Raw genomic sequence first — 17,135 nt, 5'->3', positions numbered from 1 at the left:
CGACACGCTCGAAATCGTTGATCCCGACCACCCGATCGAATACACCGGAAACGGCCTGCGAGAGGAGCTGGGATGGGACGAGCGCGAGCACTGTCGCGGGTGCTGGGCGCGGCGGTCCTGGTCGCGGCCGGAGCGGCCCTGGCGGGGTGCTCCGACCTGGCGTCCGACGAACGGCCCACCGGTGAGGCACCTGCCCCTGACGCCGAGTTCGAGGTCTCGGTCGAACCGACCGCATCCCAGGTGACGGTGCACTACACGCTGACCAACAGGACCGACGGGCCCCTGCGGGTGATCGACAAGCCCGCGGTGGCCGCCGGAGCCGGGGTGCGCTATCGAAACGACGTCGCCTACGCACCGGCGACGGTGAGGGCGGTGTGATGCTCTCTCAGGCGCTGTTCGGCATGCCCGACGTCGGACGAGGCCGGGGTCACGACGGTCACCCACGCAAGCGCGGACCAGCACCTGTTCTGCTCCGACCCGGCCACGCTGTGAGGGCTGTGAGGCCGTGTCGGAGCAGAATCGGCTGCGTGGTCAGTCGATCTCGACCGCTGCCCGGCCGGTGACGTACGCGCGGCCTCGGGAGGGGCGTCGGAGCACCACGCTCAGCGAGGCGATGATCCCGATCGCGCCGAGGGCGGCCGCGGCGTAGAACGCCTCGCGCATCCCGGGGACGACCTCTCCGGGCGCCCCGTTGGCGACGTAGACCGAGGCGATCACGGCCAGGCCGATGGCGCCGCCGAGCTGCTGCATCGTCTGCACTAGGCCGGAGGCCGAGCCGGCATGGGCGGCGTCGACCCCCTCCAGCCCGAGGGCGGTGGTGGAGGTGAAGACGAGCGAGGCGAAGGCGCCGTTGAGGAGGAACGGGGCCAGGACGGCACCGGCGTACGTGCTCGTCTCGGACAGCGTGCTCAGCCAGAGGAACGACACGGTGAGACCGGTGGCGCCCAGGACCAGCACCCGGGGCATCCCGATCCGCGCCGCGATGCGCGGAGCCACTCGGGACATCGCGAAGATCATCAGGGTGAGCGGCAGGAACGCCAGCCCGGAGGCGAGCGGACCCATGCCGAGCACGCCCTGCAGGTAGATGACGGTCAGGTAGAAGGTCGCGAACTGGGCGCCGACCAGCCCGACCGCGGCGATGAACGCGGCGACGCGGCGGTGGCTGTCGAAGAGCTGGAGCTGCAGCAGCGGGTGGGCGACCCGGCGCTCGGTGAGCACCAGGGCGACCAGCAGGAGCAGGCCGACGGCGATGCCGCCGAGCGTGCGCGCCGAGGTCCAACCGTGCTCCGGGGCGCCGATCAGCGACCAGACGATCGCGGCCGCGCCGCCCGTGGCGGTCACCGCACCGACGACGTCGAAGCGTCCCGGCCGTGGGGCGGTCTCGGCGACGAGACGGCCGACGAGGGCGAGCACGACGAGCCCGATCGGTACGTTGATGAACAGCGTCCAGCGCCAGGATGCGATGTCGGTCAGGATGCCGCCGAGGATCAGCCCGATCGAGGCGCCGCTGGAGGAGACCGCGGAGAAGAGCGCGATCGCCCGGGCCCGGCCGCCCTCGTCCTTTGCGGACGTGGTCAGCAGGGCGAGCACCTGGGGCGCGGCGATCGCGGCGCCGAAGCCCTGCAGTGCGCGGGCGATCACCAGCAGGTCGTCGGTCGGCGCGAGTCCGCCGGCCAGTGAGAAGAGGGTGAAGACGGAGAGGCCAGCCACGAACATGCGCCGCCTGCCGAAGACGTCGCCGAGGCGGCCGCCGAGCAGCAGCAGGCCGCCGAAGGCGAGGGTGTAGCCGTTGAGCACCCAGGTGAGTGCCGCAGGCGTGAACTTCAGGTCGTCGGCGATCTGGGGGAGTGCGACGTTCACGACCGCCGAGTCGAGGACGATCATCAGCTGAGCGACCAGGACGAGCGCGATCCCGGCGCCGGCGGCCTTGGTGGCTGCGGGTGGCTGGGGTGGTGCCACGGTGGATGTCATGCGAGAGCTCCTGGTGGAGACGGAAGAGGAGTACAGTGAAGCGGAGGAAGCCTCCGCTTGATCACGACACTACCGGAGAGTGTCTCCGGTTAGCAACGCGTTTAAGAGCCCGGGCGGTGGCTGCTGTTAACGTGAGGCGCCCGCACCGCCGCGGGAGCCACCGAGGAGGTCCTGATGAGAGCCGACGCGCAGCGCAACCGCGAACGGCTGATCGAGGTCGCCCATGCCGTCTTCAAGGAGCGTGGCCTCGACGCGCCGCTCGACGAGGTCGCCCGGCGCGCAGGTGTCGGTCCCGGCACCCTCTACCGCCACTTCCCGACCCGCGAGGCGCTCCACGAGGCGATCATGGCGACCTGGATCGAGGAGGTCGCCGGCCATGTCGAGAAGGCCATGGCCACCGAGGGCGGATGCCGGGACAAGCTGCTCGCCTGGTTCGAGGAGTACGTCTCCCTGCTGACCCGCCACCAGGGCGCCGCTGCCAAGATCACGGCCTCGCTGGGCTGCCAGGACTCACCGCTGCGCACCAAGTGCCAGACCTACGCCGACGCCAACGCGAGCGTCCTGGCGGAGATGTCCGACCACGGCGCACTGCGCGAGGGTGTCGACAATCTCGACGTCTGCCGCCTCCTCGGCGGTGTCGCGACCATGGCCGACCAGTCCTCGCTCTCCGCTGAGGACGTTCGTCCCATGCTCGACGTCATCGCGAACGGCATCCTCAAGAACTGACGGAGTCTGGGGCACACTGGGGCGTATGTCCTTCACCTCGCCGGTCGGCGGCCCGCAGAGCCCGCTGAAGCTGGAGTTTCCCCAGTCCCTCGCGACCTATGACGACTACGCGGCCGCGCAGAAGACGGTCGACTTCCTTGCCGACAAGGAGTTCCCGGTCGAGAACTGCATGATCGTCGGCACCGAGCTGAAGCAGATCGAGCGCATCACCGGGCGGCTCACCTGGAGCAAGGTCGCCCTCGCCGGTGTCCTCTCCGGCGCCTGGCTCGGTGTCTTCGTCGGCCTGATCATGTCGCTCTTCGGCGACGACAACTTCCTGTTCATCCTGCTCTCGACGATGCTCCTCGGCGTCGTCTTCGGCCTCGTCTGGTCGCTGATCGGCTACGCCGCCACCCGCGGCGCCCGCGACTTCTCGAGCGTCAAGGTCATCGTGCCGACGAAATACGAGGTCCTGGTCGAGCACAAGGTCGCCGCCCGCGCCCGCGAGCTCCTCGCCGACCTCCCGGGTGCGCTCCCCAACCCCTTCTCCTGAGCGCTCACCGCCGCGCCTCATCTCGGATGATGAGATAGGCGCGGCGTTCGTGTGTAGCCACGCGTGTTCCGGGGAAGAACTCCGTTGGAGAGGGAGGCCCCGATGCCATCTCAGATCAACGTACGTCCCGACGATCTCGTCAGGCTCGCCGACGGCTGCATCGACTGGGCGATGGACCTGACCGCTGCGACCACGGACAACGCCGGGGCCCTCGAGGTCGCCGCCCGGGACGCCGGAAACACCCAGGGTGGCTACGACACCATGGCTGCTCACGGCCCGCTCGTCGAGGCCGCTTCCAGCGCGCTCGAGTCGTTCGCGGCGGTCTTCGAGGCGGACGCCGATGCCCTCATGCTGTGTGCCTTCGACATCTCCGCAACCGACGAGGAGATCGCCCGGGCCGCCCAGTCCAGCAACTCGCTGCCCCCGGGACCGACGCCGCGGCCTCCGGAGCCGACGCCGGGTCCGCCGCCGCCCTCGCCCACGCCGAGCCCGTCCCCGGGTCCCACACCGACCCCGCGTTGAGGAGCACGAGATGTCCGAAGGCACCTGGAAACTGTGGGACGACGCGGCCTCGATCGACGATGCGTCGCGAGGCTGGACATCGATCGCGAAGGCGCTCGACCGCGTCACCGAGTCGTTCATCAGCGGATCCAAGAACGTGGTCGCCGACTGGGAGGGCCAGACCGCCGAGTCCTATGAGGGGCACCGCAAGACGCTCCTGGCCGACCTCGACAAGGCGCGCGAGCTCGCCGACAAGGCCTCCTCGGCGACGGCTCGGATCGCCGGCACGGTGCGCATCGCCCAAGGCCACCTCGACCAGTCCTGGGCCACCGTGGCCCACATCCCGCACCAGGGCAGCCCCTCGGGCGACATCCGGTTCGAGCCCGAGACCCCCGAGGACGGCAAGCTCGTCACCGACGCCATCACCCGCGCCTCCGAGATCCGATCAGGCCTCGACCGCGACCTCGACGCCGACCGGCAGGTGCTGGTCGACACCACCGCGGCCTGGCAGGGGCTGTCGACGAGCATGGCTGCGATCGCCGAGTCGGGGCAGGACCCGTTCCACGTCCCCGCCGACGTCGACTCGGTCGGCATGATCAACGTCGACGGAAAGACCTACATCAACACGGGCAGCGGCGACGACGTGGTCACGGTCGGGATCAACCCGCTGACCGGGAAGCAGGTCGTCACCGTCAACGGCCAGATGTACGACGTGCCACCCGGCAACGAGATCGTCATTCGCGCCGGCGAGGGCAACGACCAGGTCAACGTCCCGCAGGGCACCAACGTCAATCTCTCCCTGCTCGGCGGCAGAGGCCAGGACAAGCTCCACGGTGGGGCAGGGGAAGACCGCATCCTGGGTGGTCAGGATGGGGACAAGATCTTTGCGGGCGAAGGCAACGATCGTGTCTCCGGTGGTGTCGGCCGGGATTACATCGACGGTCAAGGCGGTCATGACCTGGCCACGGGTGCGGGCGGGGACGACACGGTCTACGGCCTGGCCGGCAACGATCGACTAGCAGGTGGCAGCGGACGCGACTATCTGGAGGGTGCTGACGGCGATGACGTCCTTGTTGGCGGTGACGACGCCGACATCCTCTCGGGTGGTGACGACAACGACCGGATTCACGGGGGCGCAGGTGGGGACGTGACGTACGCCGGCCGTGGCAGCGACACCACCTACGGTGGTTCTGGCGACGACACGTCCAACGACGAGTCCGGTGACACGAACGATTCGGAGCACCACGTCACGGTCGAGATCAAAGACGTCCCGGACTGGATCAAGATCGAGGGCTCGCCCGAGTTCGTCGCTCGCACGCGTGCAGATCTCGAGATGCTGGCCGCGTCGCCGACCGGGCAGCAGATGCTCGCCAACTTCCAGAAGAACCACGACGACTCCGGATTCCTCGGCATGGGCAAGGAAGGCCTCACCATCACAGAGTTTGTCGGCGACAACAACAAGGCCTTCGACGGTCCATTAGGCGGGAACAGGATCGAGTACAACCCCAGCCGCGATGTCTCCACCGGCGACCGGCCTCCGGTTGTCGGGCTGTACCACGAGATGGCGCATGTCTACGACTACATGAACGGCACCTTCGAGGACGATGTCTACGACGGTGATGACGGGGTCGACCGGAACAACACCGGTGATCCTGAGAACGACATCAAGGTGGGCGAGCGCCAGGCGGTCGGACTGCCGATCGATCACGACGACGACCCGAGCACTCCCGAGATAGTCGATCCTGATCACCCAAGTGCCTACACAGAGAACGGCTTACGCGAGGAGTTCCACTGGGATCCGCGCGAGCACTACAGGGGTTGAGGATGACTCGTTTCGGCGTTTTGACTCTGACATCGTTGTTATTGCTCGCTGGGTGTGCTGACGCGGGAGCGGATTCGCCCTACGGCGAGTTCGGTCCTTCTGGCTCCGCGCCGGCCCCGGAGGCGACGTTCGGCGCCGAGGTGTCGGTCGGCGACACCGAGGTCCGGGTGAGCTACCGGTTCGCCAATGACGGTGACGAGCCGGTGCTGCTCATCAACCGCCCGGCGGTGGCAGCTGGGGCCGGCGTCCGCTATCGGGAGGACGCGGCGTACGTCACCGAGGATGCCGGCGGCGGTGCGCTGTTGTCACAGGCGCTGTTCGGGATCCCCGACACCGACCAGACCTGGGAGTCGATCCCGCGGGTCGGGGTCACCGAGGTTGCGCCGGGGGAGACTGTCGAGGTCGATGTGAGCTCGGCCGTGCCACTGACCTGGTTCCATCCGTTCGGAAGCGACTTCGGATCCGGGGCGATGTCTATCCCGGACGATGTTGACAAGATCCGGTTCTGCCTCGGCGTGGTCTCCTCGCCCTTCCCCGAATCGATGACGCCGCAGACCGAGGAGGACGGGACGCGAACCGTTGGGCACGCGAGCGCCGAGCAGCACCTGTTCTGCTCCGAGCCGGTAGCGATCAGTTAGGCGGGCTGCGTGACATCGGCGCACGTACTCCTCCGCGATTGGTCCAGGACGATGGCAGCAACGGTAGGGCTCGTCGCTCTGATGAGTGGCTGCGCGACGGTCCCCGAGGGGGATCAGGAGATCATTGGAGTCTGGTTCGATTCCGAGATCACCGTGGCCGGAGACGAGCTCGAGGTCAGCTATCGGGTGGTCAATGACGCGGACGCCGACGTCTACGTGATCGACTCGGTGCCGACGTACGCCAACGGGGCGCTGCAGCCGGCATCGGCCGACACCGTCTACGTCCTGGGCAGCGGCGGGAGCCGGGCCGAGGTCGGCAAGCGGGTCTTCGCGCTGCCGGAGGACAAGTCGTTCGCGCAGATGCCGGCGGTCGGTTGGGTCAAGCTGGCGGCGGGCGACGAGATGAAGCGGGACGTGCGCGTGCCGTTGCCGCTCGAGGAATACCGACCATTCGACGACGACTCCGTCCCGGAGCTTCCGGACCCGGTCGAGGAGGTCATCTTCTGCGTCGGTGTCCTCGACCTCCGCGACCTCTACCCCCAGGGCGTCCCGGCCGACGTGACCGGTCTCGCCCACTCAGACTCGGCTGCCGAGGCGCAGCAGATCTTCTGCTCCGATGCTGCATTGCTGGACTGACGGCTCCTCGAACCGGAGCCCGGTGAGTTGTGAAGCTGAGCGCGGTCCATAGGCCGCGCTCAGCTTCACAACTCGGGCTCAGCGGCCGTGGGCCAGGTCGTACCAGGTCACCTCGGTGGCCATCCCGGTCTGGGTGCGGCCGAGGCGCTTCTGGTAGGCGACGAGGGCGACATGGGTGTTCCAGTCGAGGACCCCGGTGATCTTCGGGCGCTCGGGGGCGGAGGTGGCGCTGAGCGCGCGCTGCAGGTCGCGGACGGACTCTCCGGCCGACCCACGCTTGAGCAGCGGGCGGCTGTTGGCGGCCCACAGCGTCTTCCAGGCGCCCTGGGTCCAGGTCTTGCGCACCGCCAGACCATGCGAGCGCTGCCAGGCGTTGACAGCCCTGACCAGGCCCGCGTCGTACGTCCCGTCGATCGCGCCGGTGAAGCCACCGCGCTCGCGGAGCATGCACTCCAGCGCCTTCGTGTAGATCGGCGACGGGGTGTAGGAGCTGCTGCGCGGCTTCAGGGCGGGGTAGTAGGTGAAGCTGACCGGCACGCCGCCACAGTGGGTCGTCGGCCGGGCGAAGGAGCCGCGGCCGAGGTCGACGTAGTTGGAGTCGATCTCGATGGTGGTGCCGCCGTGAGTCTCCTTGTGGGGTCCGCGGTACTGCTTGACGCGGCGGTGCGGGTTCCAGGGAGTGTCGGGGATGTAGCGCGTCGAGGTGCCGGCGCGGCCGTCCCAGTCGGCGATCCACAGGTCCGCGGGGTAGACGAAGCCGCGCGGCTGGGCGCGCCAGACGGCGTGCATCGCCTTGATCCCGGAGGCCGCGCTCGAATACATCCCCGGTCGGTAGCCGAGCTTCTTGATCCGGTGGCTCCAGGCCGAGACGAACCACATCGCCGACTCGCGGCAGCGCTTGTTGCCGATGTCGAAGCCCTCGAGGTCGTAGAACATCGTGCTTCCGGCACGGATGCCGTAGCGCTTGGCGGCGTCGACGGTCGCATTGGCCTGGCTGACACCTTGGCGCTTGGCTGCGGCGTACTGATTGGTCGAGCTGGCGCTGATCCGCGGATCGTCGCGGTAGCGCGGGAAGTGCGGGTTGCAGGACGCCTGCGGCCCGAGCGTGATCGGCAGCAGGCGCCATCCGCGGGCCTGCTGGTTGCGCACCCAGGTGGCGCTGAGGTTGGCCTGCTTGCGGCAGCCGCGCGAGTTGCCGGCGATGTAGATGCCGACCGCGCCGAAGTTGGAGTGCTTCCACCAGCGGTCCATCGCGGTCTGCGACGGTGCCGCGCACTGGTCGAAGCCGAAACCGGTGAAGTTGCCCGGCGTGACGGGATTCGCGGCGGCCGCGGGACTGGGCGCTGCCAGCCCCGCGACCCCGACGACGCCGCAGAGCAAGCCGGCGCCGAGTGCCCGTCTGACGTTCGTGAACCTGGTGTTTGCCCCCATAGTTTCGTCACGGTAGTCACAACGGTCACTCTGTTACCAGTGGACTCGCGCAGAGGGCGGTGTTTGGTTGACCTGACATCCGAGCTTCGCTCGGTTACTCCCTCGCTCGGCTCCGGTCGCCTCGGGACGGCGGACGGTGCGTCAGGAGTACGCCAGCAGGGTCTTGTCGACTTTCTCCCAGGCCGCACGCAGCTCCGCCAGCTCCTCGGGTCGCCTCCGTGCCAGGTCGGCCTGTTCGCGTACGTCCTCGCTCAGGTCGTAGAGATGGTCGGTGCCGTCGAGCCGCAGATACTTGAGCGGGCCACGACGCAGCGCCCGCTGGCCCCGCATACGCCAGAAGAGGTCCTGGGTCTCGCGCGGCCGACCGCCGAAGAGGAACGGGACCAGGCTGGTGCCGTCGAGCGGGTGGTCCGCCGCCGGCGTCGCACCGGCGAGCTCCAGGAAGGTCGCGGTCCAGTCGGTCGTGACCACCGGCTCGTCGCTGACCTGGCGACCGGGGAGCGTGCCGGGCCAGCTCAGGATCGTGGGCACCCGGATGCCGCCCTCGTTGAGGCTCGACTTCGCGCCGGTGAACGGCCAGACGTTGGAGAACCGCTCGCCGCCGTTGTCGCTGGCGAAGAAGACGACCGTGTCGCGGAGCTGACCGGTGCGCTCGAGGGCCTTGATGACCTGGCCGATCGACTGGTCCAGGTCCTCGACCATCGTCTTGTACGTTGCCAGCGAGCCGCCGTCGTTGTGGAAGAGCACGCCCTTCTCGCCGCCCTCGATCCGGGCGGTCAGCTCGTCGCTCACGGCCTTGTCGTCGGGTCCCTCCCAGGGCCAGTGCGGGGTGGTGAAGTTGAGGTTCAGGAGCCACGGGGCGTCGTGGTCGCGCTCGATGAAGCCGACGGCCTTCTCGGTGACGATCTCGGTGTAGTAGCGCAGGTCCTCGACCTCCACCTCGTCCTCGTAGAGGTCGTGGTCGCCGTTGTGGTTGATCTTCGAGAAGTAGTCGAGACCGCCGGAGAAGTTGCCGAAGAACTCGTCCCAGCCGACCCTGGTCGGGCTGTACCAGGGCAGAAAGCCGCAGTGCCACTTGCCGAACAGGGCCGTCGCGTAGCCCTGCTCCTTGAGCAGCGAGGCCAGCGTCGGGTGGTCCAGCGGGATGCCGTGCAGCTCGTTGGGCGAGCTGATCGGCTCCGGCAGCCCGCCCGGCAGGCGACCGGGGTAGCGGCCGGTGTAGAGGCCGAACCGAGTGGGGGAGCAGACCGAAGAGGCGGAGTAGGCATCGGTGAACCGCACGCCGGAGGCCGCGAGCCGGTCCAGGTGCGGGGTCTTGATGTCCGGGGCGCCGTAGGCGGACAGGTCGGCCCAGCCGAGGTCGTCGCCCAGGATGACCAGAAGGTTGGGCCTGCGCTGGGGCCGGGTGACCTTGCGCGCCGTGAACGGCTTCTCGACGGCCGCGTTGGCGGGGGTGGCGAGGCCGGTGGCGGCGATCGCGCCGGCACCGGTGGCCAAGAGGCTGCGTCGGCTGAGCGTGCTGGGGGAGGGCACCGTATTGCCTTTCTTTAGTGAATAACTACAGATTGAAGACTAGACGGGAGTCCGGGACCCCGGCGGGGGTCTCGGTCGGCGGACATGCTGGGACGTTGGTCCCGTGGTTGATGGGCCCTAACCAAAGCCGCGCTGCGGCGTTACCTTGGTAAAGGAAGGGAACGCTGAGGGGGGTGGGGGCCTGTGCAGAAGCGCCGCGACCGGGTCACGCCGGCCCTCTTCGTGATCACCGTGCTGCTCGCGCTGGCGGTCGCCGGGATCATCCATCTCGCCCACGGCGGCGAGGTGATCGGGCCGTTCGCGGTCGCCGACCAGGTCAGCTCGACCACGAAGCGCGCCAACACGCCCTACGTCTGCTGGGACGGGAACGGTTCCGGCTCTCTGACCCGCTGCCCGGACCCCCGCGGCGAGGACGGCATGAGGTGGGTCCTTCCCGGATACGACGAGGCCGCTCGGCGCGGTGAGTGCGCCCGCGACGACACCGGCGCCGGCGACCAGTTCGTGGAGTGCTCGATGTCCTGGCGCGGCTCTCGGGTCTACCTCCACTACGCCTACTGGAGCGAGTGGCAGACCGGTCAGAAGAAGTATGCTGCCATCGGCTCGACCCCCAGTGTCGCGCAGCGCCCTGACGGGGGGATGTCGCTCTCCTGGCGCCCGCGCCGGCTGCCCACGCCGCACGGCGAGGCGACCTGGGTCACCGCGGAGATGGTCGAGGGCCACGGCTGGAGCGTCGCGGCGTACGCCGGCGATGGTGAGGTCGCCCGAGAGGCTCTCGAGGAGTTCGGCGAGATCCGCGACCTGCGGGAGTGGCGCGGGCTGCCCAGATGATCGATGCCTGGCGACGACTCGGGGGATTGGGCACCTCTGACGTAGATTTCTGCCCGTGACCGAGACTTCGTCCGCTGCCGTTGCGTCCGATCTTCCGCTCCTGGACACCGTGCACCACGCTGCCGGTGACCCTGACCGCGAGCAGCCCTGGGCCGAGCTCGGCCTCAAGGAGGACGAGTACGCCGAGATCCGCCGCATCCTCGGCCGCCGGCCGACCGGCGCGGAGCTGGCGATGTACTCGGTGATGTGGTCCGAGCACTGCTCCTACAAGTCCTCCAAGGTCCACCTCAAGCAGTTCGGCGAGATCCCGCAGGAGACCCCGGCCGGCAAGATGCTCGCCGGCATCGGCGAGAACGCGGGCGTGCTCGACGTCGGGCAGGGCTATGCGGTGACCTTCAAGGTCGAGTCGCACAACCACCCGTCCTACGTGGAGCCCCACCAGGGCGCCGCGACCGGCGTCGGTGGCATCGTCCGCGACATCCTCGCGATGGGCGCGCGCCCGGTCGCCGTCATGGACCCGCTCCGGTTCGGCCCGCTGGCCGAGGAGGACACCCACCGGGTGCTGCCCGGAATCGTGTCCGGCATCGGTCACTACGGCAACTGCCTGGGTCTGCCCAACATCGGCGGTGAGGCGGTCTTCGACGCCTCCTACCTCGGCAACCCGCTGGTCAACGCCCTCTGCGTCGGCGTGCTGCGCCACGAGGACCTCCACCTCGCCAAGGCGTCCGGCGCCGGCAACCTGGTGATCATGTACGGCGCGCGCACCGGCGGCGACGGCATCGGCGGCGCCTCCATCCTGGCGTCGGTCGAGTTCGACGAGGACGGCCCGGCGAAGCGGCCGAGCGTCCAGGTCGGCGACCCGTTCATGGAGAAGCTGCTGATCGAGTGCACCCTGGAGCTCTTCGCCGCCGGCATCGTCCGCGGCATCCAGGACTTCGGTGCGGCAGGCATCTCGTGTGCCACCTCCGAGCTCGCGGCCGCCGGTGACGGCGGCATGCACGTTCACCTCGAGCGGGTGCCGCTGCGTGACTCGACGCTCGCTCCGGAGGAGATCCTGATGAGCGAGTCCCAGGAGCGGATGATGGCGGTCATCGCGCCCGAGGACGAGGCGACCTTCATGGACATCTGCGCCAAGTGGGACGTCGAGGCGGCTGTCATCGGCACCGTGACCGGCGAGGGCCGGCTGCGCGTCGACTGGCACGGCGAGACCATCGTCGACGTCGACCCGACGACCGTCGCCCACGACGGCCCGGTCTACGAGCGCCCCTACGCCCGCCCGTCGTGGCAGGACGCGCTGCAGGCCGACGTGGCCGAGAAGCTCCCGCGCGCGGCCTCCGCCGACGAGCTCCGCGAGACCATCCTGAAGCTGGTCGCCTCGGAGAACCTGTGCGACAAGTCCTGGATCACCGAGCAGTACGACCGCTACGTGCGCGGCAACACCGTCCTCTCCCAGCCCGCCGACGGCGGCATGATCCGCGTCGACGAGTCGACCAACCTCGGGGTCGCGCTCGCGACCGACGCCAACGGTCGCTTCGCCAAGCTGGACCCCTATGCGGGCGCCCAGCTCGCGCTGTCCGAGTCCTACCGCAACGTGGCCTCCGTCGGTGCCAAGCCGCTGGCCATCTCCGACTGCCTCAACTTCGGGTCGCCGGAGGACCCCGACGTGATGTGGCAGTTCGCCGAGGCGACCCGCGGCCTGAAGGACGCCTGCCTCGAGCTCGGCATCCCGGTCACCGGCGGCAACGTCTCCCTCTACAACCAGACCGGCGAGACCGCCATCCACCCCACGCCGGTGGTCGCGACGCTCGGTGTGATCGACGACGTCACCACGCGTACGCCTTCGGACTTCCAGGCCGCCGACGAGGTCGTCGTGCTGCTGGGGGAGACCCACGAGGAGCTCTCCGGCTCGGAGTGGGCCCACGTCGTGCACGGTCACCTCGGCGGGCTGCCGCCCAAGGTGAACCTGGCGGCCGAGAAGGCGCTGGCCGAGCTGCTGCTCGAGGCGCGCTTCGTGACCTCCGCCCACGACCTCTCCGACGGTGGCCTGATGCAGGCGCTGGCCGAGCCGGCGATGTCCTCGGGCATCGGTGTCTCCGTCACGCTCGCCGGCGACCCGTTCGTGGCGCTCTTCTCGGAGTCGGTCGCCCGCGCGGTCGTCACCGTCAAGGCCGACGACGTCGAGCGGCTCACCTCGCTGGCCGAGCGACACGGAGTCGCGGCGACCAAGCTCGGGGTGACCGGCGGGTCGACCTACGAGGTCGCCTTCGACGGCGGCACCGTCGAGATCCCGCTCGAGGAGCTCACCGGCGTCTGGCGCTCGACCCTGCGGGACGCGCTGGCCTGATCGGTCCGTCGTCGCCGCGGCGTGCGGTGGATGATCCACTCGGCGATCAGCAGGTTCACGACCCAGCTGACCCAGGCCGATGCCGCGGCGGCGCTGGCGAGGGTGGGGTCCTCGGTGCCGATGTCGGCTCCGGTGAGGACCTCGGGCACGAAGAGGATGATCATCACCGCGCCCCAGAATCGGTTGGCGATGATCGAGAACGCCAGCGCGTAGCTGCGGTACATCCACTCGCGGTGGTCCGCGAAGCGCCGCTGCCGGACGGCGCGGAAGCCGAGCAGGGTGAACACCAGGAACAGCCCGGCGAGGAAGGTGTTGCCGACCTGCTGGGACGGTCCGGCGGCGGGGAACTGGCTGGTGACCAGGGCCGCCACGCCTGTCGGGATCGCGGTGGCGACATAGGTGCGCCCGGTCCAGCGGTGCATCCTCGGATGGTTGGCGCGCAGCCAGGGCCACAGCTGGAGCACGCCGCAGCTGAGCATCACCGACCCGAAGAAGATGTGCGTCACCAATGCCGGGTAGAAGGCCGGCCCGCGGTCGGCGGGGGAGAGTGACTGCGACGGGTCCAGGCCGACATACCGCGGCAGCGCTGTCACCAGGAAGATCACCGTCGCGGCGGCCAGCGGGAAGACCCACCATTGGCGCGCCAGAGGACTGTTCGTGGGGCTCATGATCTGTCCGATCTAATAGCGTATGGCATTAACTGTTTAGAGAATACGCAGATTAATGGCGCGGTCAACCGGTTTCGAGGAGAAGCAGGGCATGATGGACGCGATGAGTTCCGATCTGATCCCTCGGCTGTGGGGCAAGCCCCCGGCCGGCCGTCGCGGCCCCAAGCCGGCGCTGAGCGTCGCCAAGATCGTCGAGGCCGCCTACGTCCTTGCTGATGAGCATGGACTTGCCGCCGTCTCGATGGCCCGCGTGGCCGACGAGGTCGGGTGCTCCCCGATGGCGCTCTACCGGCACGTGAAGAACAAGGAGGAGCTGCTCGTCCTCCTCTCCGACCGGCTCTGCGCGGAGCTGCCGACGCTGGCGCCCGAGCTGGGGTGGCGCGAAGGGCTGGCGGCATGGATGCGCGCGCAGGTCGATCTCGCGCGCAGGAAGCCGTGGTTCCTCGAGCTGCCGATCGCTGCTGCGCTGCCGGGGCCGAACCGGCTGGCCTGGATCGACCTGGCGTTCTACTACCTGCGCGATGTGGCGCTGCCGGCCGAGGAGAAGCTGGCGATCGTCGGCATCCTCTCGCAATACACGCTGGGCGAGGCGAAGATCGAGATCGAGGCCGCGCTCTCCGAGGAGAACAACCCGTTCGCGTCCTTCGAGCAGATGCTCGTGACGTACGCGGATCCGGAGCGGTTCCCCAGTCTGATGGCGTCGATGGCGACCTGGCGTCCGGCGGTGCCCGGAGAACGGTCGGAGTCGGATGATCCCTCGGCCTTCGGGCAGAGCCTGCTGCTCGCCGGGATCGAGGCCCACATCGAGCGCCATCTCGAGCACGGCGGCCCCGAGTAAAGGTCGATACCCTGGCGGGGATGTTCCCCCACCTGCATCGCCTCGTGCCCTGTCTCCTCGCTCTGCTGCTCGCGGCAGCTGCGCTGCTCGTCGGCGCCGGCCCGGCCTCCGCGGGGGAGGGCGGCTCGATCAAGAGACTGGCGAACGCTGCGCGGTCCGAAGCCGGTCTCGACCCGCTCACGCGCGACTCCGCTCTCGACGGGCTGGCGCGGAGGTGGGCGTACAAGATCGCTGCCGACGGATCGCTCTCGCACAACCCGGATCTGGCCGAGCAGGTACCGCAGGGGTGGCAGGGCGTCGGCGAGAACGTGGCCATGGGCTATCCGACCGGCGCGGAGATGCACCGGGGCTGGATGAACTCCGAGGGGCATCGGGCCAACATCCTCGGCGACTACACCCATATCGGGATCGCGTTCGTCGTGGTCGACGGCACCAGCTGGGGCGTCCAGGTCTTCGCCAAGTACCCGCCGGGCGCGCGACCGACCGAGAAGCCGAAGGCGACACCGGCGCCGGCCCCGCCGGCCTCGACCAAGGCACCGACTCCTCGGCAGACCGCGAAGCCCACGAAGCCCGCGACAACCGAGACCGCATCGCCAACCCCGTCGCGTACGTCATCGGCACTACCGTCGGTGTCGCCCTCGGGGTCCGCATCCGCATCCGAGTCGACCTCGTCCTTGGCTGGGGGCGACTCGGAGACGGCGGGCCCGGTGACGTTCACCGATGCGTCGGATGGTCCGACTCCGGCTTCGAGCGGGCTGTTCGGCATCGGTGTCGCAGAGGTAGCCGTCGGGATGCTCGGGCTGTCGGCGCTCGGGTTGCTCGCCGGGCTGTTCCTGGGGCGACACCGCCGTGACCGGCGGCGCCGGGAAACGGTGACCGAGCAGGCTCGGCCCGGAGGAACCCATCCCGCACGAACTCACCCCGCGCCAAATAGTCCACTGTCAAACTATCCCGCCCGGACCTATCCCGCCCGGACCTTTCCGGCTCAGGCCTATCCCGCCCAGAGCCGCCCCGTCCGCCCAAGTCCTCCACCTCGCCGCGAGTGGTGACAGTCCCGACGCCGAGTCGGCCCGTCTTGACGGGCCGACTCGACCGGGGATCTCGTCAACATGCGCCGACTCGACCGGGGATCTCGTCAGGATGCGCCGACTCGACCGGAGATCTCGTCAAGATGCGCCGACTCGGCGGGAGTGGGGGCCGGCCGAGCCGAGGGCGTACGCCGGAAGGCGATGAACGCGACCACGGCCGAGATGGCCATCATCGTCACCGGGAGCCAGAACGCGACCTGCAGGGCGTCGGCGGCCAGCGGTGCGACCGCGTCGAGCTCGGCGGGTGACAGTGCGCTGAGCGCTCCGACGCCGTCGCTGCCCAGCCCGGGCAGGCGGGCGGCGAGGGCGGTGGCCAGGAGCACCGAGACACCGGCGGTGCACAGCGCGGTGGCGACCTGGTTCATCACGTTGATCAGCGTCGAGCCGGCCGGGATGGCGCTGTCCTCGAGGTAGCGGGTGGCGATCGTCATCGTCGGCAGGAGGACGAACCCGGCACCCGCCGTCGCGATCGAGTGGGTCGTGACCAGAGCCGCCACCGGGGCGTCGGCGCTCAGCTGGAGCGCCAGGGCGGCGAAACCCAGGGTGGAGACCACGATGCCCGAGCCGATCACCGGTAGCGGCGGGAACCGGTCGATGAGGCGGCCGGAGATCTGGATCATGACCCCGGCGGCGATGCCGGCCGGCGCCATCAGCAGTCCCGCGGTGGTGGCGGACTCGCCGCGTACGACCTGCCAGTAGAGCGGCACCAGGATCATCGAGCCGAAGTAGCCGCCGGCGAAGCAGACCAGCAGTGCGGCACTGCCGCCGGTCAGGCGCCGGCTGAGGAGCCGGACGTCCAGGAGCGGCGCCGCCGTCCGGAGAGCGTGCCGGACGAAGAGCGCCACCAGGACCACTCCGGCGCCGATCGGGACGAGCACGTCAGCTGCGAGCAGGGTGCCTTCGGCGAACGAGGTGCCCAGCACGAGGAGCGCCATCGCGGGCGGAAGGAGCAGCAGGCCGCGTACGTCCAGGCGGGCGCTCGGACCACGCTCCAGCCGCGGCAGGTTGCGCATCCCGAGGATGAGGCCGAGCAGGCCGATCGGCAGGTTGATGAGGAACATCCACCGCCACGACATCGTGTCGAGCAGCCAGCCGCCGAGCACCGGCCCGAAGACCGGACCGACCAGCACCGGCAGGCCCATCAGGGCCATCAGTCGGCCTCGCTCCTCCGGTGGCGCCGAGCGCAGGGTCAGGGTCATCGCCGCCGGCATCACGAAGCCGCCGCCGAGACCCTGCAGCACCCGGAACGCGATCAGCGACTCCACGTTCCAGGATGCCGCGACCAGGCCGGAGCCGACGGTGAAGACGGCGATGGCGGTCAGGAAGACCTGGCGTGCGCCGAACCGGCTGATCGCCCACGCGGCGGCCGGGATGACCGTCGCCAGGGCGAGCGTGTAACCGGTGGCGACCCATTGGATCACGGGTAGCGAAGCGCCCGTCTCCTGGGAGAGACGGGCGATCGCTACCGCGACGATCGTGATGTCGATCGGGATCATCACCGTGCCGGCGATGACGGTGAGCACGATCGTTGTCGGGCTCGGGGCTGTGCGTGGTCGGGGCGTCATGCCTTCAGTCTGGA

16 protein-coding genes are annotated in these 17,135 nt (G+C 69.3%); 11 read left to right on the top strand and 5 right to left on the bottom strand.

The window, feature by feature from the left end; translation table 11 throughout:
- Positions 1–72: 72 nt before the first annotated feature.
- A complete protein-coding gene (locus WBG06_RS03350; RefSeq protein WP_336735094.1) occupies positions 73–378 on the top strand; it encodes a hypothetical protein in 306 nt (101 codons plus the stop codon).
- A gap of 153 nt (positions 379–531) precedes the next feature.
- On the opposite strand, the gene WBG06_RS03345 is transcribed toward WBG06_RS03350, so the two are convergent.
- Positions 532–1,971: an MFS transporter gene (locus WBG06_RS03345; protein ID WP_336735093.1), complete on the bottom strand. Its 1,440-nt coding sequence runs from the start codon at positions 1,969–1,971 to the stop codon at positions 532–534.
- Between the two features lie 174 nt (positions 1,972–2,145).
- On the opposite strand from WBG06_RS03345, the gene WBG06_RS03340 reads away from it, so the two are divergent.
- The 6 genes from WBG06_RS03340 (at position 2,146) to WBG06_RS03315 (ending at position 6,826) form a co-directional block, all read left to right on the top strand.
- Positions 2,146–2,697 carry a TetR/AcrR family transcriptional regulator gene (locus WBG06_RS03340; RefSeq protein ID WP_336735092.1) on the top strand — a complete coding sequence of 184 codons (552 nt, stop codon included), beginning with the start codon at positions 2,146–2,148 and terminating at the stop codon, positions 2,695–2,697.
- A gap of 25 nt (positions 2,698–2,722) precedes the next feature.
- Complete coding sequence (locus WBG06_RS03335) at positions 2,723–3,229, top strand: general stress protein (protein ID WP_336735091.1); 507 nt, start codon at positions 2,723–2,725, stop codon at positions 3,227–3,229.
- A gap of 102 nt (positions 3,230–3,331) precedes the next feature.
- Complete coding sequence (locus WBG06_RS03330; protein WP_336735090.1) at positions 3,332–3,751, top strand: hypothetical protein; 420 nt, start codon at positions 3,332–3,334, stop codon at positions 3,749–3,751.
- 10 nt (positions 3,752–3,761) lie between these two features.
- Positions 3,762–5,552 (top strand): M91 family zinc metallopeptidase, encoded by a 1,791-nt coding sequence (locus WBG06_RS03325; protein WP_336735089.1) that lies wholly within the window; start codon positions 3,762–3,764, stop codon positions 5,550–5,552.
- 35 nt (positions 5,553–5,587) lie between these two features.
- The gene (locus WBG06_RS03320; RefSeq protein ID WP_336735088.1) at positions 5,588–6,190 is read left to right on the top strand and encodes a hypothetical protein; all 603 of its coding nucleotides are present in this window, start codon (positions 5,588–5,590) and stop codon (positions 6,188–6,190) included.
- 51 nt (positions 6,191–6,241) lie between these two features.
- A complete protein-coding gene (locus WBG06_RS03315) occupies positions 6,242–6,826 on the top strand; it encodes a hypothetical protein (RefSeq protein ID WP_336735087.1) in 585 nt (194 codons plus the stop codon).
- A 78-nt stretch (positions 6,827–6,904) separates the two neighbouring features.
- On the opposite strand, the gene WBG06_RS03310 is transcribed toward WBG06_RS03315, so the two are convergent.
- Together WBG06_RS03310 and WBG06_RS03305 are read right to left on the bottom strand one after the other, a co-directional pair.
- Positions 6,905–8,257 (bottom strand): glycoside hydrolase domain-containing protein, encoded by a 1,353-nt coding sequence (locus WBG06_RS03310; RefSeq protein ID WP_336735086.1) that lies wholly within the window; start codon positions 8,255–8,257, stop codon positions 6,905–6,907.
- A 141-nt stretch (positions 8,258–8,398) separates the two neighbouring features.
- Positions 8,399–9,790: a sulfatase-like hydrolase/transferase gene (locus WBG06_RS03305; protein ID WP_336735085.1), complete on the bottom strand. Its 1,392-nt coding sequence runs from the start codon at positions 9,788–9,790 to the stop codon at positions 8,399–8,401.
- A 183-nt stretch (positions 9,791–9,973) separates the two neighbouring features.
- Here WBG06_RS03305 and WBG06_RS03300 point away from each other — a divergent pair, with 183 nt between their 5' ends.
- Entirely contained in the window at positions 9,974–10,618 is a 645-nt protein-coding gene (locus WBG06_RS03300; protein WP_336735084.1) for a hypothetical protein, read from the top strand.
- A gap of 55 nt (positions 10,619–10,673) precedes the next feature.
- Positions 10,674–12,962: a phosphoribosylformylglycinamidine synthase subunit PurL gene (gene purL / locus WBG06_RS03295; RefSeq protein WP_336735083.1), complete on the top strand. Its 2,289-nt coding sequence runs from the start codon at positions 10,674–10,676 to the stop codon at positions 12,960–12,962.
- Here the strand turns inward: purL and WBG06_RS03290 are convergent.
- Entirely contained in the window at positions 12,869–13,630 is a 762-nt protein-coding gene (locus tag WBG06_RS03290) for a DUF2306 domain-containing protein (RefSeq protein ID WP_336735082.1), read from the bottom strand. The two genes, purL and WBG06_RS03290, sit on opposite strands and share 94 nt — an antisense overlap.
- Positions 13,631–13,733: 103 nt before the next feature.
- Here WBG06_RS03290 and WBG06_RS03285 point away from each other — a divergent pair, with 103 nt between their 5' ends.
- Together WBG06_RS03285 and WBG06_RS03280 are read left to right on the top strand one after the other, a co-directional pair.
- On the top strand, positions 13,734–14,468 hold the full coding sequence (locus tag WBG06_RS03285) for a TetR/AcrR family transcriptional regulator (protein ID WP_336735081.1): 735 nt from the start codon (positions 13,734–13,736) through the stop codon (positions 14,466–14,468).
- A gap of 20 nt (positions 14,469–14,488) precedes the next feature.
- A complete protein-coding gene (locus tag WBG06_RS03280) occupies positions 14,489–15,517 on the top strand; it encodes a CAP domain-containing protein (protein ID WP_336735080.1) in 1,029 nt (342 codons plus the stop codon).
- An 86-nt stretch (positions 15,518–15,603) separates the two neighbouring features.
- Here the strand turns inward: WBG06_RS03280 and WBG06_RS03275 are convergent, their stop codons facing one another.
- Positions 15,604–17,121: a DHA2 family efflux MFS transporter permease subunit gene (locus WBG06_RS03275; protein ID WP_336735079.1), complete on the bottom strand. Its 1,518-nt coding sequence runs from the start codon at positions 17,119–17,121 to the stop codon at positions 15,604–15,606.
- Between the last annotated feature and the right edge of the window lie 14 nt (positions 17,122–17,135).

This window comes from Nocardioides sp. CCNWLW239, from assembly GCF_037137035.1.
Lineage (GTDB): Bacteria > Actinomycetota > Actinomycetes > Propionibacteriales > Nocardioidaceae > Nocardioides.
The sequence above is the reverse complement of the archived record's forward strand: the minus strand, read 5'-3'. Positions and strand labels throughout refer to the sequence as shown.

Coding starts and splice junctions, on each gene's coding strand:
- WBG06_RS03325 (WP_336735089.1), top strand. CDS start 3,762: ATGTCCGAAGGCACCTGGAAACTGTGGGACGACGCGGCCTCGATCGAC.
- WBG06_RS03335 (WP_336735091.1), top strand. CDS start 2,723: ATGTCCTTCACCTCGCCGGTCGGCGGCCCGCAGAGCCCGCTGAAGCTG.
- WBG06_RS03330 (WP_336735090.1), top strand. CDS start 3,332: ATGCCATCTCAGATCAACGTACGTCCCGACGATCTCGTCAGGCTCGCC.
- WBG06_RS03340 (WP_336735092.1), top strand. CDS start 2,146: ATGAGAGCCGACGCGCAGCGCAACCGCGAACGGCTGATCGAGGTCGCC.
- WBG06_RS03345 (WP_336735093.1), bottom strand. CDS start 1,971: ATGACATCCACCGTGGCACCACCCCAGCCACCCGCAGCCACCAAGGCC.
- WBG06_RS03315 (WP_336735087.1), top strand. CDS start 6,242: ATGGCAGCAACGGTAGGGCTCGTCGCTCTGATGAGTGGCTGCGCGACG.
- WBG06_RS03290 (WP_336735082.1), bottom strand. CDS start 13,630: ATGAGCCCCACGAACAGTCCTCTGGCGCGCCAATGGTGGGTCTTCCCG.
- WBG06_RS03280 (WP_336735080.1), top strand. CDS start 14,489: ATGTTCCCCCACCTGCATCGCCTCGTGCCCTGTCTCCTCGCTCTGCTG.
- WBG06_RS03350 (WP_336735094.1), top strand. CDS start 73: ATGGGACGAGCGCGAGCACTGTCGCGGGTGCTGGGCGCGGCGGTCCTG.
- WBG06_RS03310 (WP_336735086.1), bottom strand. CDS start 8,257: ATGGGGGCAAACACCAGGTTCACGAACGTCAGACGGGCACTCGGCGCC.
- WBG06_RS03285 (WP_336735081.1), top strand. CDS start 13,734: ATGAGTTCCGATCTGATCCCTCGGCTGTGGGGCAAGCCCCCGGCCGGC.
- WBG06_RS03275 (WP_336735079.1), bottom strand. CDS start 17,121: ATGACGCCCCGACCACGCACAGCCCCGAGCCCGACAACGATCGTGCTC.